The organism is Pirellulales bacterium (assembly GCA_019636345.1).
GTDB lineage: Bacteria > Planctomycetota > Planctomycetia > Pirellulales > Lacipirellulaceae.
In genome coordinates this window covers 71,698-88,018 of record JAHBXQ010000009.1, presented here as the reverse complement: position 1 = coordinate 88,018, position 16,321 = coordinate 71,698, and the positions used below count along the sequence as shown (strand labels likewise).

General features: G+C 66.1%; 13 protein-coding genes. 10 read left to right on the top strand and 3 right to left on the bottom strand.

Features of this window, described 5'->3' with window-relative positions; translation table 11 throughout:
• Positions 1 to 125: 125 nt before the first annotated feature.
• On the bottom strand, positions 126 to 1,421 hold the full coding sequence (locus KF688_17715; protein ID MBX3427521.1) for a sodium:proton antiporter: 1,296 nt from the start codon (positions 1,419 to 1,421) through the stop codon (positions 126 to 128).
• Between the two features lie 433 nt (positions 1,422 to 1,854).
• Between KF688_17715 and KF688_17710 the strand changes: the two genes are divergently transcribed.
• The gene (locus tag KF688_17710; protein MBX3427520.1) at positions 1,855 to 3,396 is read left to right on the top strand and encodes a hypothetical protein; all 1,542 of its coding nucleotides are present in this window, start codon (positions 1,855 to 1,857) and stop codon (positions 3,394 to 3,396) included.
• Here the strand turns inward: KF688_17710 and KF688_17705 are convergent.
• Positions 3,306 to 3,974 carry a hypothetical protein gene (locus KF688_17705; protein ID MBX3427519.1) on the bottom strand — a complete coding sequence of 223 codons (669 nt, stop codon included), beginning with the start codon at positions 3,972 to 3,974 and terminating at the stop codon, positions 3,306 to 3,308. The two genes, KF688_17710 and KF688_17705, sit on opposite strands and share 91 nt — an antisense overlap.
• Before the next feature lie 216 nt (positions 3,975 to 4,190).
• On the opposite strand from KF688_17705, the gene KF688_17700 reads away from it, so the two are divergent.
• From KF688_17700 to KF688_17690, 3 genes are all read left to right on the top strand, one after another.
• Positions 4,191 to 4,988 (top strand): ABC transporter ATP-binding protein, encoded by a 798-nt coding sequence (locus KF688_17700; protein MBX3427518.1) that lies wholly within the window; start codon positions 4,191 to 4,193, stop codon positions 4,986 to 4,988.
• Positions 4,989 to 5,023: 35 nt separating this feature from the next.
• The gene (locus tag KF688_17695; protein MBX3427517.1) at positions 5,024 to 5,845 is read left to right on the top strand and encodes an ABC transporter permease; all 822 of its coding nucleotides are present in this window, start codon (positions 5,024 to 5,026) and stop codon (positions 5,843 to 5,845) included.
• 63 nt (positions 5,846 to 5,908) lie between these two features.
• A complete protein-coding gene (locus tag KF688_17690; GenBank protein MBX3427516.1) occupies positions 5,909 to 6,919 on the top strand; it encodes an ABC transporter substrate-binding protein in 1,011 nt (336 codons plus the stop codon).
• A gap of 82 nt (positions 6,920 to 7,001) precedes the next feature.
• On the opposite strand, the gene KF688_17685 is transcribed toward KF688_17690, so the two are convergent.
• Complete coding sequence (locus tag KF688_17685; protein ID MBX3427515.1) at positions 7,002 to 8,534, bottom strand: undecaprenyl-phosphate glucose phosphotransferase; 1,533 nt, start codon at positions 8,532 to 8,534, stop codon at positions 7,002 to 7,004.
• 166 nt (positions 8,535 to 8,700) lie between these two features.
• Here KF688_17685 and polA point away from each other — a divergent pair, with 166 nt between their 5' ends.
• The 6 genes from polA (at position 8,701) to ftsY (ending at position 16,303) form a co-directional block, all read left to right on the top strand.
• Entirely contained in the window at positions 8,701 to 11,565 is a 2,865-nt protein-coding gene (gene polA / locus KF688_17680) for a DNA polymerase I (protein MBX3427514.1), read from the top strand.
• Between the two features lie 115 nt (positions 11,566 to 11,680).
• Complete coding sequence (coaE, locus tag KF688_17675; protein MBX3427513.1) at positions 11,681 to 12,319, top strand: dephospho-CoA kinase; 639 nt, start codon at positions 11,681 to 11,683, stop codon at positions 12,317 to 12,319.
• 561 nt (positions 12,320 to 12,880) lie between these two features.
• Positions 12,881 to 14,137 carry a transcription termination factor Rho gene (gene rho, locus KF688_17670; GenBank protein MBX3427512.1) on the top strand — a complete coding sequence of 419 codons (1,257 nt, stop codon included), beginning with the start codon at positions 12,881 to 12,883 and terminating at the stop codon, positions 14,135 to 14,137.
• A gap of 100 nt (positions 14,138 to 14,237) precedes the next feature.
• Positions 14,238 to 14,708 carry a 6,7-dimethyl-8-ribityllumazine synthase gene (locus KF688_17665; GenBank protein MBX3427511.1) on the top strand — a complete coding sequence of 157 codons (471 nt, stop codon included), beginning with the start codon at positions 14,238 to 14,240 and terminating at the stop codon, positions 14,706 to 14,708.
• Between the two features lie 101 nt (positions 14,709 to 14,809).
• Positions 14,810 to 15,220, top strand: a complete 411-nt coding sequence (nusB, locus tag KF688_17660) for a transcription antitermination factor NusB (protein ID MBX3427510.1) — start codon at positions 14,810 to 14,812, stop codon at positions 15,218 to 15,220.
• Between the two features lie 138 nt (positions 15,221 to 15,358).
• A complete protein-coding gene (gene ftsY, locus KF688_17655; protein ID MBX3427509.1) occupies positions 15,359 to 16,303 on the top strand; it encodes a signal recognition particle-docking protein FtsY in 945 nt (314 codons plus the stop codon).
• Positions 16,304 to 16,321: the final 18 nt, after the last annotated feature.

The following is a 16,321-nucleotide window of genomic DNA, read 5'->3' as shown; positions in this document are numbered from 1 at the left end:
CCTCGGAATCCCCGGATAAGCGGCCAGCAGGATCGAAGGCCCGTGTTGATCTCGCCCGATCGCTCTAAACAGGCGCCCTTGGATTTATAGTCCCAATTGAGTTGCACGCCGGCGAATCCCCAAGCTCATCCGACCGTCGGTTCGGTTGCCGCACCCCTGGTCGAATCCGGCGGCACAAGCCGACGCAGCACCGTGCCGATCGTGAGTCCCTGCACCAAGACCGAAAAAACAACCACGATGTAGGTAATCGCAACAATCGGCTCCCGCTCGGGGATCGGTTGACCGTCGAACGCGGTCGCCGGGATCGACAAGGCGAGCGCCACGGAGATCCCGCCTCGCAACCCGGCCCAAGTGAGGATTCTCGTCGCCTGCGGATGCAGGACGCGCGACGACCGCTGCAGCGCAATCGGCAGTCCCACCGAAACGAACCGCGCCGCCAACACCGCGGGGATCATCAGCAGTCCCGCCGCCAGATACTGGCCGGTGAAAGTGAACACGACGACCTCCAGCCCGATCAGCACGAACAAAACCGCGTTGAGGATCTCGTCGATCAGTTCCCAGAACGTGTCGAGGTGCTCGACCGTTTTGTCCGACATGGCGAACGAGCGGCCGTGGTTGCCGATCAACAGCCCCGCGACGACCATGGCAATGGGGCCGGAGAGATGCAGCGCGTTCGCCACGGCGTACCCGCCGGCGGCGACGGCGAGCGACACGAGCACCTCGACAGAGTAGTTGTCCATCGATTTCAGCAGGCGAAAAGCGAAGTATCCCAGCAGCCAACCGAAGACGGCTCCTCCGACGGCCTCCTGCAGAAACAACTCGGCGAGATGAGGGACGTCGAACCCATGTTGCCCGGTGGCGATCTCCCACAGCCCCAGGAAGATGACCACCCCCAAGCCGTCGTTGAACAGCGACTCGCCGGTGATCTTGGTCTCAAGATTCTTGGGGGCGCCGGCTTGCTTGAGAATGGCCAAAACGGCGATCGGATCGGTCGGCGAGATCAACGCCCCGAACAACAGGCAGTAGATGAAGCGGGCTTCGATCCCGACGGCCCGAAATATGCACCACGCCAGCAGTCCGGTCAACGCGGTCGAGAGGGCGACCCCGACCGACGCGAGCATGGCGATCAACCACTTCTGTTCCTTAAGGTCGTTGAGATTGACGTGCAGCGCCCCCGCGAACAGCAGGAATCCCAGCATGCCGTGCATAAGCGTTTTGTTGAAGTCGACGCTTGAGATGATCTTCTCGGCCTGCCGTTCGACGCCGGGGATCCAATGCCCCAGCGCGATCAGCATGAGCGAAAACACCAACGCGATGGCCATCAGACCGATGGTCGTCGGCAACCGCAGCCAACGGGCGTTGATCGACGCAAACACCGCTGACAGGGTGAGCAACGCGGCAATCAGTTCGAACAGATCCATCTCAATGCTCTCCCACACCAGCCTGTTGAGTAGAGAGGACCGGCTCGCGGGCCATTGCCGCCAATCCCTCGACGGCAGCGCTTCGCGAGCGGTCTGTCCCCTTTGCACGTTCGCCGCTTCGCGAGTCACGGCGTGCTCGTCTCGAACGTCGCCATGATTTCACGCGGTTTCCCAAGTCGCGTCAACAGGGCATTTGCTCCAGGCTCGTCGCGGATTCGGGCGAGACGGCTCGGTCCGTCGCCGCGCGACGTTCTTAGCCGCTCTTCCTGACAGGACACGCGCTCTCACGACCCCGCGGCGAATTTGGTTGCCCGGCGTCTGCGGACTCCGTTACGATGAAGTTCGCCGGTCCGCCAGCACTCACATCGTCCCGCTGAGCGGACCGGACTCGTCGCAACGATCTCCCCCTTGTCATCTCCCCCGGGACCGAGCTTTGAACCGTTTGCCGAGAGGCGTCCGATCGAACAGCGCCGCCCGCGCCGCCGCGCTCTGCCTGCTCGCCTGCCATGCGACCGTCGTATCGGCCAACGGCGAGAAGCTCTACGGCGTCCATTGGTGGAACTTCAACGGCTGGCAGGTCGGCGCGGGCCCGACCGGCGGATGGTCGACCGAGACCGTCGTCACCCACTCCGAGCCGTGGTGGCAGGCCGGTTTCTTCGCGCCGCTGTACCAGACGATCAACCAACAGCACGGCGCGGCGATCATCACGCGCATCGACTACAACTGGGGCGAAACGATCCCCGCGCCCGGCAACCCCCATCGGGCGACTTGGGTTAACTCCGTGCTCGGGGTCGTCGGCACGCTGGGCGCCCAGAGCCGGGTGTGGATCATCGGCAACGAGCCGAACATCATCGGCGAAGGAAACGGCTGGGCCGACAACCGGATCACTCCTACGGGGTACGCCGACGTCTATCACGAGATCCGCTCGGCAATCAAGGCGGTGCGCCCCAACGACGAGGTGCTGGTCGCGCCCCCCAGCCCCGGCGGCGTGATTCCCGGAGTCCGCTGGATGGCCGGCAACGACTGGCTGTCGCAAACGATCGCCGCGATCGACGCCCTGCCCGGCGCCGGCGTCGACGGGTTCGCGATCCACGCCTACGGCAACCCGTTCGTCGGCGCCGCGGCCGCGGTGCAGGCGTTCCGCACCGACTACGCGGCGCAGTTGGCGGTGATCGACTCGCACGGCCATCAGGACAAACCGGTCTATCTGACCGAGTGGAACCGCAGCACGAGTCTCACCGGCAATCTGGCCGTCAACGAACAAGTCACGGCCGACTTCATCCGCGGCGCCTACGCCGACGTGAACGCCTGGAACCACACGCCGGGCAATCACAACATCGTGTCCCTGAGTTGGTTCGTGCAGAACCAGAACTACGGCTCCGGCTGGAACCAATACTCGCTCGACTACTGGCAGACCGCGGGAAACCCCGTCGGGCATCCCGGCGATTTGTGGACCGCCACCCTGGAAGCCGCCCAGTACCCGGCCGGGCTGAAAGGGACGCGACCGGTCGAAGGGCCGCCGGCCGGGGACTTCAACAGCGACGGCCGCATCGACGGCGCCGATCTGCTCATCTGGCAGCGCGGGTACGGCTCGACAGCGGCGTCGCCGTGGCAAGGAGACGCGACCGCCGACGGACGCGTCGACGGCGCCGATCTCGCGCGCTGGCGAACGTGGTACGGCGCGGGCGCGATTCCGGCCAGCTCTGCCGCCGTGCCCGAGCCCCTCTCGCTTGCCCTTGCGACGGTCGCTCTGCTGGCCGTTGTTCGGCGATCAGTCTCGCAGTCATTGCCAGGATGCTGCAAGCGGCCCCCGGGGACAGGCGCCCGAGCTCCGCGACGGAGCCGTCGACAAACGCGCCGTGACGCTGATTCGCCTCGACGAGCTCACGGCTCTTCAGCGGGCTGCTCCGCCGGCGGCGTCTCGGCAAGCGGTTCGCGCAGCGGATCGTCGGCTAATCGCTCGATCGTTTGCTGACGACGTTCGCGCGGCGAGTCGAGGATCCGCACGCTGACGTACCATCCGGCCGCCAGGATCAACAGCGCGCCGAACCCCATCGCCAAGTACGGCGCCGCCGTCGCAAAGCGGCTCAGCGATTCGTACCGCTGCACCGTGCGGTCGAATTGCAGCTTGGCCCGGGCGACCGCGTCGTGGGCCAGATTCTGCTTGGCGACCAGCAGCCGGTCGAGCGCCGGAGAACGCCCATGCGACTCGGCTTCCGCAACGGCGCCGGCGGCGAGCGGATGGATCCCTCGCGAGTAAGTCGATGCGGCAATCGGGCGCAGCGCGGCCGAATCCTTGACGAACTCGGATTTCTCCAACACGACGCATCCCCGGGCTTGCCAGCGATGCAAAAGGGCTTGAAATTCGATGATCCCGGCCAGAGTGCGCTCAAAGGGCTCGGCCTCGAACGCGACCGCCACCCCGCCGCGGGCCCGGTCGACACCCCAAGCAATATGATGGCCCAGCGCCGGCGCCACGTCAGCCAGCGCGGCGACGTCGTCGGTCGTCGGCTGCATGCCGCGCGGGAAGACGACGAACCGATATGCGGACATCCTTTGGGTTCCTTCGCAGGCAACCCCCACGCCGTCATTGTACGACCATCCGGGACAAAGCAGCAAGCGTCCTGGCATTCGCCTCCTGAGCGACGAGTTCTCCGGGGCTGGAGCGTCGCCACGGAGTCACGTCCAGCCCGCACCTTGGCGCGCATCCAGATGCGGGTGCGGATTGCGCAAGCCGCGGGGCCGTGCTACACTGCTTTGCGAACGTGCATGACACAGGTCCCGCTCGCCGCAATTGTCATGATTGTCGCTCACCAAGTCCGCATGGAGTTTCCCAACGGCACGCTGGCCGTCGACGGGGCGTCGCTGCGCATCGATGCGGGGGAGTTCGTCAGCCTGCTTGGCCCCTCGGGGTGCGGCAAGAGCACGCTGTTGCGGATGATCGCCGGCCTGATTCCGCCGACCGCAGGCACGCTGGAAGCCCCTTGGCTCGGCGGCCGACGAGACGCGGCTCGCCTGGGGTTCGTCTTCCAAGAGCCGACGTTGCTGCCGTGGGCCACTGCGTGGTCGAACGTGCATTTGCCGCTGCGGCTGGCCGATCGCTCTCGCACCGAGGCGGCCCCGGCCGTCGACGAGGCCCTCGCCATGGTCGGGCTCGCCGAGTTTGCCGACGCCTACCCCCGCGAACTCTCGGGGGGGATGAAGATGCGGGTCTCGGTCGCCCGCGCCCTCGCGACCCGGCCCGAGGCGCTATTGCTCGACGAACCCTTCGCCGCGCTCGACGAAATCACGCGCAACCGAATCGACGACGACCTGCTCCGCCTGTGGCGCGAACAACGATGGTCCGCGCTGTTCGTCACGCACAGCGTCTACGAGTCGGTTTACTTGTCGACGCGGGTCGCGGTCATGTCCTCGCGCCCGGGGCGGATCGTCGAGGAGATCGAGATCGATCTCCCTCAACCCCGTACCGCCGAGCTTCGCGGCACGGCACGCTTCGCCGAGTCGTGCGCCGTGGTCTCGGCGGCGCTGCAGCGAGCCGCCGGCGACGAAGCCCGGGCGGCAAGTTGAACCCAACCGAGATCCCGCCGCAGGGGACGTCGAGCATGGCTGGGCCGAGTCCGGAATCCGATACGTCGGGTTGGCCGCTGGCGCGCGCCGCCCGGTGGATGGCGCCGCTCGTCGTGGCGGCCCTGGCGCTCGGCGGATGGGAGTGGAGCGTCCGGCATTGGGAAGTCCCGCACTTCATCCTCCCGGCGCCAAGCCGCATCGTCGCCACCCTGATCGAACGCCGCGACGAGCTCGGCCCGGCGTGGGCCGTGACGCTTCGCACCACGCTGTCGGCGTTCGCGGCCGCGGCGATCGGCGGAGCGCTGCTCGCGGCGGTCTTTACCTCGTCCCGCTGGATCGAAGCAAGCCTGTTTCCCTACGCCATCGTGCTGCAAGTCACCCCGCTGGTGGCCGTGGCGCCGCTGGTGATGCTTTGGATCGGCATGGAGCGACTGCCGCTGATCCACCTCGTCTGCGCATGGATCGTCGCTTTCTTTCCGGTCCTCTCGAACACGGCCGTCGGCCTGCGGAGCGCGGACCGCGGACTGCGCGAGCTGTTCCAGCTTTACGGCGCCAACCCCTGGCAGCGGCTGCGGCTGTTGCTGGCGCCGACGGCTCTGCCGTACTGCTTGGCGGGGCTGCGGATCGCCGGGAACCTGAGCCTCGTCGGAGCGGTCGTCGCCGAATTCGTCACCGGGGCCGTCGGAGACGAGTCGGGGCTCGCCTCGCTGATCCTCACCAGCCAGCTCCGCACCGACACGCCGCTGATGTTCGCCGCGTTGACGCTGGTCTCGCTGACGGGAATTGCGATTTTTTTCGCCCTGTCGGGGTTAAGCTACCTGCTGCTCCGCCGGTGGCATGAAAGTGCGATCCAATAACCAGTCCCGGCACGGCGACCGTTACCGCTTTCCTCCTCCGATACCCAAGGGCTCCGCCCGACGATGCACTCCCTTCGTTCCAGCTTGATCCTGGCAATCGCCGCCTCGGTCGCCGGCCTGGCCTCGCCGACAGCGGGGCTCGACAGGGCGACCCTTGCCACAAACTGGCTCGCCCAGCCTGAGCTGGGAGGCTTCTACCAGGCGGTCGTCGACGGCACGTATCGCGACCATGGGCTCGACGTCACGATTCAGCCGGGCGGACCGTTGGTGAACAATCGACCGCTGTTGGCGTTCGGCCGCATCGAGTTCCTCGTCGGCACGAACCTGCTTCCCCCGTTCGACGCCGTAAAGCAAGGCATTCCCACGAAGGTCGTCGCCGCGTTTTTCCAGAAGGATCCGCAATGCCTGCTCGCTCACGCCGGGCAAGGCTACAAGACCTGGCAAGACCTGACGCAGGCGCCGCTGCTGATGGGGCACTCGGGCCGCAACAGCTTCTTCCTCTGGATGAAATCGGCCCATGGCTTCAAATCGGCGAACCTTCGCCCCTACAACCACAGCCTCGGCCCGTTCCTGGTCGACAAACGAGCCGTCCTGCAAGGCTACGCGACGGCCGAGCCGATGCGCGTTCAAGAAGCGACGGGCGAGCAGCCGCTGGTGTTTCTCATGGCCGATCATGGCTGGAACAGCTACTCGACCGTGCTCGAAACGCGGACCGAACTGATCGAGAAGAACCCCGATCTCGTGCAACGGTTCGTCGACGCCTCGATCCTCGGCTGGCGCCGGTATCTCGACGGCGTCGACGCGGCGGCCACCAACGCCCGGATCAAGAAAGACAACCCGGCGATGACCGACGGGCAGATCGAATACTCCGTCGCCAAGATGCGCGAGTGGCGCCTCGTCGACGGAGACGAAGCTAGCGCCAAAGGGATCGGCGCCATCGACCCCGAACGAGTCGCCGCGTTCCATCAGACGGCGATCGAAGCGGGCCTGCTCGCCGAAGGAGCGATCGACCCCGCGGCAAGTTACACGACGGAGTTCGTGAACCGCGGTCTCGGAAGTTCAAAGGCGGATTAAAGGGAGCGCAGGAGTCGTTTTCGAGAGGGCATTCGGGGAAGGTACGCCGGCGCTGAGAAATTGCCCCCCCTCCCGCGAAATCTCAATACGCGTTCTCTTGCCGGAAGACGACCAGCGCCGTTTTCACCAGGATCTTGAGATCCATCCCCAGCGACCACTCGCGAATGTAGCGATGGTCGAGGGTGATGCGACGCTCCATCTTCTCCAGAGTCTCGGTCTCGCCGCGGGCTCCATTCACTTGGGCCAGACCGGTGATCCCCGGCTTCACTTTGTGCCGCAGCATGTAGCCGTCGATGAGCGACCGGTACTGCTCGTTGTGAGCCGTCGCATGGGGTCGCGGGCCGACCAGCGACATGCTGCCGCCGAGGACGTTGAACAATTGCGGCAACTCGTCGAGAGAGGTCTTGCGCAACATGCGCCCGACCGGCGTGATGCGGTCGTCGTGCTGGGTCGCCTGCCGTACCTGGGCGCCGTCCTCGCACACGCGCATGCTGCGGAACTTCCAGACGCGAATCTCCTCGCCCGACAGCCCGTACCGCTTCTGGCGGAAGAACACCGGCCCGGGGGACGAACACTTCACCGCCGCGGCAATCGCCAGCATCGGCACGGCAAGCACGGCCAGCAGGGCGCCCCCGACGAGCACGTCGAAGCCCCGCTTCAGCACGCCGTCGATCCCCGACATGGGCGTCTCAAAGACGCTCACCACCGGCAACCCGTCGATCGAGCTCCACCGGGCGTGCAACATTTGGAACACGAAGAAGTCGGGCACGATGTACACCGACGCCGTCGTGTCGCCGAGCTGCGTCAGGTAGTCGCGAATCCGCTTCTCAGCCCGCATCGGAAAGGTGATGAACACCATGTCGACGCCGCCGGCGCGGGCCAGTTGCACAAGCTCGGGCAAGTTGCCGGCGTGGGGGGGCGTTTCTCCCAATTCCTGCTCGGTGCGGTGCTGCGGTCGGTCGTCGAAGAACCCGACGAACTCCAGCCCCAGCTCCGGGGCGTTCTGCACGTTGCGAGCCAACTGGACGCCCAGCTTGTTGACGCCGCAAATGGCGAACCGCTGCGTATTGAATCCTCGGCTGCGCAGATTGCGCAGCACCAGCCGATACGCGATCCGCCCGCTGATCATCGCCAGCGGCGTCAACGCCAGCCACACCAGCTTCGTCTTGTATGTGAATTCAGCGTTGAATTTGGTGAACAGCCCGACCCCCAGCACGGCTGGCGCCGTGTAGAGCCAAGTTGCCAGCACGCACCACAATTCCAGCGCAATCTTCGCCCCGCGCCAACTCCGGTAGAGGCCGCTCACTTCGACCGCGACCATGTGAACCAACAACGTCGTCGCGCCGACGACCGCCAGATTCGGCAAATGCTCGTCGTCGGTGTAGCGCGTCGCCGCGAGGGTGGCGCACAGGATCGCCGCGGCGTCAAGCAGCCGGTAGGCCACGTCGACAATCGAGCGGTCGGTCCGTACGTGAAATTGGTTTTGTCCGAACACGGGCGGCAAGGTGCAAAGGTCAAGGCGGCTGCAAGCGCAAGTCGTACCAAAATCTAGGCCTTGTCCGCTCCCGCCGGCGTCGTCGGCTCCGCGTTGGCGGCAGGGCGAAGCCCGGACCATCTCGCGCGACCGGCAAAATCGTCCCGGCCGGACGCGCGCCCCCAAGGCGCCCTCCACCCTTGGTACGGCGGCGGGTACATTGGGGGGCGCCGCTGGAACTTGAACGTCACGCCTCGCCCCCTCGCGCCCCATGGCTCGGAAGAATCGACAAGCCTCCCTGCCAGGGATGGAAGACGAAGAAGGTGCGTTCGTCGCGCCGGCGACCGATGGCGCCCAGGCGCCCTCGACGCTCCGCGAAGCCCCCTCGTCGATCGCCGGCTGGACCGTCTACGCCGTCGACTCGCACTCGCTGATCTTCCAAGTCTTTCACGCCATGCAGGGGTCGGAGCTGTCCAGCCCGCGCGGCGAGCCGGTGGGGGCGGTCTACGGCTTCACCCGCGACATGCTCCAACTGCTCGAACGCCGGCGCCCCACGGCGATTCTCTGTGCGTTCGACCTGCCCGGGACGACCTTCCGCCACGAACTGTACGAAGCCTATAAGGGGGACCGCGGCGAGATGCCCGAGGAGTTGGTCTCGCAGATCCCCAAGATTCGGCAAGTGCTCGAGGCCCTCGGGATTCCGGTGCTCGACTCCCCGGGCTTCGAGGCTGACGACGTGCTGGCGACCGTCGCGAGGCTGTGCGACGAAGCCCGGGCAAGCTGCTACGTCGTCACGGGAGACAAGGACTGCCGGCAACTCATCACGCCGCACGTGTCGGTCTACAACATCCGCAAGGACGAGGTCTACGACGCCGCGGCGCTCGAGGCCGACTGGGGGATCCGACCCGATCAGGTCGTCGACTTTCAGGCCCTCGTGGGGGACAAGGTCGACAACGTGCCGGGCGTGCCGCTGATCGGGCCGAAAGTCGCCAAGGAGCTGCTCGATCAGTACGGCTCGCTCATGGGGGTGCTCGATCACGCCAGCGAGGTCGCCGGCGCGAAGCGGCGCGAGAACCTGCTCAAACACCGCGACGACGCAATCCTGTCGCGCAAACTCGTGGAACTCGATCGCCATGTGCCGGTGACCCCCGATTGGGGGCGCGCCCGTGCCGGGCAGATCGACCCGGGGCGCATTGCTGAGCTGTTCCGCGAGTTCGGCTTCCGGTCTCTGGCGGACCGCGCCCTGGCGGTGGCCAAGTTGTACGACGGTCCAGCCGGGGGCGTCGGCTCGAGCGCCGCCTCGCCGGACCTCGCCGAGCGCACTCGACTGTTCCCCGACTCGTGGGAAGCGAACTACCGCGTGGTCGACACGCCGGCCGGGCTCGCCGAGTTGATCGCGACCCTGTCGGCATGCGAGCGGATCTCAGTCGACACCGAGACGACCGACGTGAATCCCCGCTTTGCCGAGATCGTCGGCTACTCGTTCGCCTGGGCCCCGGGGGAGGCGTGCTACGTCCCGGTTCGCGGCCCGGCGGGGTCGACGACGCTCGACCCGCAAGCGACCGCCGCTGCGCTCCGCCCCATTCTCGAAAACCCCGCGATCGCCAAGATCGGGCAGAACCTGAAGTACGACATGGTCGTGCTCAAAAGCGCGGGGATCGAGCTCCGCGGGATTGCGTTCGACACGATGGTCGCCAGTTATCTGCTCGACGCGGGCGAGCGGTCTCACAATCTCGACCATCTCGCCCTGACCTACCTCGACCACGAGACGATCAAAATCGACTCGCTCATCGGCAAAGGCAAATCGCAATTGCGGATGGACGAGGTCCCGGCGTCCGCCGCCGGCCAGTATGCGGCTGAGGACGCCGACGTCCCGCTGCGACTGCTGCCGATCCTCCAGGAACGACTGGCCGGCGAAGGGCTCGCCGAACTGAACGACGCCGTCGAGACGCCGCTTATCGAGGTGCTCGCGGAGTTGGAGCATCGGGGCGTCTCCGTCGACGTCGAACGGCTCGGCGAACTGAGCAATGTCTACACCGACCGGCTGACCAAGCTCTCCCAGGACATCGAAGAGTTGGCCGGCCGACCGCTCAACATCGCCTCCCCCAAGCAACTCGCCGAGCTGTTGTTCACCGAGTTCAAACTCCCGGTGATCAAAAAGACCAAGACCGGCCCGAGCACCGACGCGAGCGTGCTCGAGGAGCTGGCCCCGTTGCACCCGCTGCCGGCGATGATCGTCGAGCACCGCCAGTACGCCAAACTGCTGGGGACCTACATCGACGCCCTCCCCAAGCTGGTCCATCCGGTCACGGGTCGCGTCCACTCGTCGCTCAACCAGGTCGTCGCGGCCACGGGACGGCTCAGTTCCAACAACCCCAACTTGCAGAACATCCCGGTCCGAACCCGCGAGGGAAAGGAAATTCGCTCGGCGTTCAAGGCGGGACCGCCAGGGTGGATTCTGCTTGCGGCCGACTATTCGCAGATCGAGTTGCGAGTCCTCGCCCACTTCACCCGCGACGAAACCCTCTGCGCCGCGTTCGCCAACGACGAGGACATTCATCGCCTCGTCGCCGCCCAGGTGAACGGCGTCGCCATGGACGAAGTGACCCCCGAGATGCGCCGCGCCGCCAAGGCGGTCAACTTCGGCATCATCTACGGGCAAAGCCCCTTCGGGTTGGCCAAGGCACTGGGAATTTCCAAGGAAGAGGCCGCCGCGTTCATCGAGGCGTACTTCGGGAAGTATCCGGGCGTGCTCGACTTCTTCATCGAGACCCTCGGCGGCTGCCGCTCGCGCGGTTGCGTTTCGACGCTGCTGGGCCGCAAGCGCAAGGTCGACGGCGTGCGCACCCCGCCGCCGGGCCTGCGCGAGCCAAGCGGGGCGCTGCGGCAACTCAACCTCCCCGAGCGGACCGCCGTGAACACCGTCATCCAGGGCTCGGCGGCCGACCTCATCAAGCTGGCCATGCTGCAGGTTCATCGCCGGCTCAAGGCCGAAGGGACTCCTGCCGCGATGCTGCTGCAAATCCACGACGAACTGTTGTTCGAGACCCCGCCCGAGGAGGCAGAAGCTCTGGGCCGACTCGTCCGCGAAGAAATGACCACCGTTATGGAACTGGCCGTCCCCCTGGCCATCGACGTCAAGACCGGCCCCAACTGGGCGGAATGCGAGTGATCGTCAAGCCGCGGCCGCCAAGCCGCATGAACTTGGGGTTGGCTCCCCCCGCTCAGACGCCAAGAATACCCCGCCGCAACTCGTCGCCTTGCCCCACGCCGCCTTCGTCCTTCCCATGAAAACCATCGGCCTCATCGGCGGGATCGCGAGCGGCAAATCGGCCGTCGCTGCGGCGCTGGCCGAGCTCGGCGCCGTGGTGCTCGACGCCGATTCCGCGGCGCGTGAGGCGATCGCGACCCCCGAGGCGTGTCGCCTGTTGGTCGAACGGTGGGGTCCCGAGGCGCTCGACCACGCCGGCCAGCCCCGGCGGGGCGCCATCGCCGCCCGCGTCTTCGCCCCGACCCCGGAAGCGGCCGTCGAACGACGCTGGCTCGAGTCGATTCTCCACCCGCGAATCCGCGAGCGGTTCGTCGCCGAAATCGCCCGGCTCCGTGACGTCGGCGCCCCGGCGGTCGTCGTCGACGCCCCGCTGTTGGTCGAAGCAGGGTGGCAAACCTTGTGCGATGAACTGGTCTGGGTCGAGTGCCCCGAATCGCTCCGCCGCCAGCGAGCGGCAACCCGTGGCTGGCCTCCTGGGGAATTTGAGCGACGCGAGGCCGTCCAAATGCCGATTGACGAAAAGCGGCTGCTTGCGACTTGGACGGTCGACAGCAGCGGCGCCCTGGCGGATTTACCGCAGCGGGTTCGGCAGTTTTGGGCCGAACGAATCGAGCGTTCCGGCCTGCCCCCCGGCAAATCCGCCTGTTCGCAGTAGATTCGCTCGCCCCCCGCCAGCCGGCGAATCCCCGGCTTTTCGCTGCAGAAATCCGGCGGTTTGCCGAACTTGCGCTTCCCTGTCCCGGCGTCGCTTGGCATACTAGCGTTTGAAACGAATCGCCTGCCCGCCGTGGTCCCGCCTTCATTGCCCGGCTGCTGAGAGTTCCCCTGCGACCCTTGCCGCGCTCGCGGTGCGATCGTCGCCTGAGTTTGATCACGCCTGGGTCGGCCGCTCGGCCAGCCCGAATCCCATCCCGCCGTTCTTGCATTCCCGCCGTTGCGCCGTCCGTGCGCTGACGCCCTAAATCTTTTCGATCTTCCCACCAGGAGTTTGCCGTTCATGGCTGAGACCAGCAACCGCGGTCCCCGGCCGGGTCGTTTCCAGGGCCCCCCGCATCGCCACCGCAATTACCCCACTCCCGACGGCATTGACCCCGCCACCCTGGCCGAGCTCGAGCGCGAGGAACCGCTCTCCTTCGCCGAAGAGCTCGACAAGGCGGCCGAACGGGTCCGCCGCATCGGCAAGAACATCGAGCGTACCGACAAGCCCGACCAGAACATGCACGTCGCCGCGCTGCAGCGGATGAGCATGCCCGAGCTGATCGCGGTCGCCGAAGAGGAGCAGATCGAGGAAGCCTCGAGCCTCAAGAAGCAGGACCTCATCTTCCGCATCCTCAAGTCGCGGGTGAAGCTCAACGGCATGATGTCGGGCGAGGGGACGCTCGAAATCCTCCCCGACGGGTTCGGCTTCCTCCGCTCGCCCGACTACCACTACCTCTCCTGCCCCGACGACATTTACGTGTCGCCGAGCCAGATTCGTCGGTTCGGGCTGCTGACCGGGGCGACGATCTCGGGAACAATCCGCCCGCCGAAGGAAAACGAGCGGTACTTCGCCCTGCTGCGTGTTGAAAGCATCAACGGCGATGACCCCAACCACGTCAGCAAGAAGGTCCTGTTCGACAACCTGACCCCCGAGCATCCCGACGAGCGGATCCGCATGGAGCACGCGCCCGACGACGTCGACATGCGGGTCGTCGACATGATCGTGCCGATCGGCTTCGGCCAGCGCGGGTTGATCGTCAGCCCCCCGCGGGCCGGCAAAACCGTCTTGATGCAGAAGATGGCCAAGAGCGTGCTGGCCAACTACCCCGAGGCGTACGTCATCATGTTGCTGATCGACGAGCGCCCCGAGGAAGTCACCGACATGGAGCGGAACGTCAAGGGCACCAACTGCGAGGTCATCTCGAGCACGTTCGACGAAACCTCGGCCCGCCACGTCCAGGTCAGCGAAATGGTCCTCGAAAAGGCGAAGCGGATGGTCGAATACGGCCGCGACGTCGTGATCTTCCTCGACTCGATCACTCGGCTCGCCCGGGCGTGGAACGCCGAATGCCCCTCGAGCGGCAAGATCCTCTCCGGCGGCATCGACGCCAACGCCATGCAGCGCCCCAAGCGGTTCTTCGGCTCGGCCCGCAAAGTTCAGGAAGGGGGCTCGCTGACCATCATCGCCACCGCGCTCGTCGACACCGGCAGCCGGATGGACGAGGTGATCTTCGAGGAGTTCAAAGGGACCGGCAACCAGGAGATCGTGCTCGACCGCCGCTTGGTCGACAAGCGGATCTGGCCGGCGATCGACATCGTCCGCAGCGGCACCCGGCGCGAGGAAATGCTCATGGACCCCGAGGAGTTCAGGCGGGTCTGCCTGCTGCGTCGCGTCCTCAACGACATGAGCCCGACCGACGCGATGGACCTGCTCGCCACGCGGCTTCGCAAGACGAAGTCGAACGCCGAGTTCCTGATGAGCATCAAGGAGTAGGCGGGGCTGTCGTCCGAAGCGACCCGCCCCCCCGGCCGCGACTCGCTCTGTCGCCGGCAGCGCTCCACGATCGCATAGCCAGCATGCGTCAGCCACGACGATGAACGAAATCCCCGTCGCTCCCGTCGCCGCCGACGATCGTTTTGCGATCGTCGTCGCCCAGTGGAATCGCGGCGTCACAGGCCGGTTGCTCGACGGCGCAGTCGAAGCCTTGATCGCCGCGGGGGTCCCCGGCGACGCGATCGACGTGGCATGGGTGCCGGGATCCTGGGAATTGTCGCTGCCGGCCCAACAGCTGGCTCGGAGCGGCCGCTACGCCGCGGTCATCTGCTTGGGCGTCGTCATTCGCGGCGAAACGTCGCACGATCAGCACATCAACCGCGCCGTCAGCCTCGCGATCAGCGAGATCGGCCTCGCGACGGGAATCCCCGTGCTGTTCGGCCTGTTGACCTGCGAGACGATGGAGCAGGCCCTCGCCCGCGCCGGGGGACCGGTCGGCAACAAAGGCGCCGAGTGCGCCGACGCGGCCCTCCACATGGTCGGGTTGTTGCGGAACCTGCCTCGGGCATAGAATGACGGGTCTTGCGCGAGCCGCTGAGGGCGAAGACGCCCCGGCTCGCATCGACGAGCGTTCCTGACCGCCGACCTCTCGCCTCTGACCTCCCTGTCGCAATGTCCCGCCGCAGTCGCGCTCGTGAGGTCGCCCTCCAAGCGCTGTTCCAGGAAGATCTCAACCCCCAGAACTCGCTCGACCGGCTCGGCGCGTTTCTGGCCGGGCGGCTGCGCGACGAGGACTCGCGCGACTTTGCGAAGCAAATCGTGTTGGGGGTCCGCCGGAACCAGCAGGAACTCGACGCCCTGTTGGCCGCCAAGGCCGAAAACTGGTCGCTCCACCGCATGGCCGCGACCGACCGCAACATCCTGCGGATCGGGGCCTACGAAATCCGCTTCAGCGACACCCCGCCGCGCGTCGCGATCGACGAAGCGGTCGAACTGGCCAAACGCTTCGGCGCCGCCCAAAGCTCCCAATTCGTCAACGGCATCCTCGACAAACTGATCGAGCGCGACAAGGACTCGCCTTAGTCTCGCGCACAGGCGCTAAGACGCAAAGTGAATCGCAATACTCTCTAACGTTCCCGCCGGCTCGGCGGTCGTTGCTTTGCGATTTGGCTCCTCTGTGCAACACTGAACTACGAAAGCCTCGCCGGAAAGTTTCGCCCCATGGGTTTGTTTGATAAGTTCAAGCGCGGCCTCGCCAAGACCGCGCAGATTCTCAAGACCGACGTTCGCGATCTCTTCAAGAGCGAGGGGCGCCTCATCGATGAGGCGTTTCTCGACGAGATGCGCGCGATCCTCTTCAAAACCGACATGGGCTATGAGTCGGTCGAAGAAATCGTCGCCGAGGTGGCCAAGAACTACCGCGGCCGGGTCGTCACGCTCGAGCAGATCGTCGCCACCTGGAAGTCGAAGCTGGCCGAACTGATGGCCCAGGACGACTCGCCGATTCGCTTCGCCGCGAGCGGGCCGACGGTGATCATGATCTGCGGCGTCAACGGCGCCGGCAAAACGACGTCGATCGCCAAACTGACTCGGATGTTCACCCAAGCCGGCAAGAAAGTCGTGCTGGGAGCCGGCGACACGTTCCGCGCCGCCGCGGTCGAGCAGCTCACGATCTGGGCCGAGCGGCTGGGGGTCGACATCGTCACCGGCGAACCCGGCGCCCACCCGGCGAGCGTCGCCTACCGGGCGACCGAGCAGGCCCTCGCCATCGGCGCCGACGTCTGCATCATCGACACGGCCGGCCGTCTGCAGACGCAAAAAAACCTGATGGCCGAACTCACCAAAATCCAAGGTTCCATCCGCAAGCAGATTCCCGCAGCGCCCCACGAGGTGCTCTTGGTTCTTGACGCCACGACCGGCCAGAACGGGATCAGCCAGGCCAAAAACTTCACCGAAGCGGTCGACTGCACCGGGATCGTGCTCGCCAAACTCGACGGCACGGCCAAGGGAGGCGTCGTCGTCGCGATCCGCCAAAGCGTCGGCCTACCCGTCAAGTACGTCGGCATCGGCGAAAAAGCCGAGGACCTGGCGCTGTTCAAACCGCAGGACTTCGTCGACGCCCTCTTTGCCGAAATCGGCGCCGCAGGCCCCGCGGTCGAGGCGTAAGCGATCAACAGACTCCGG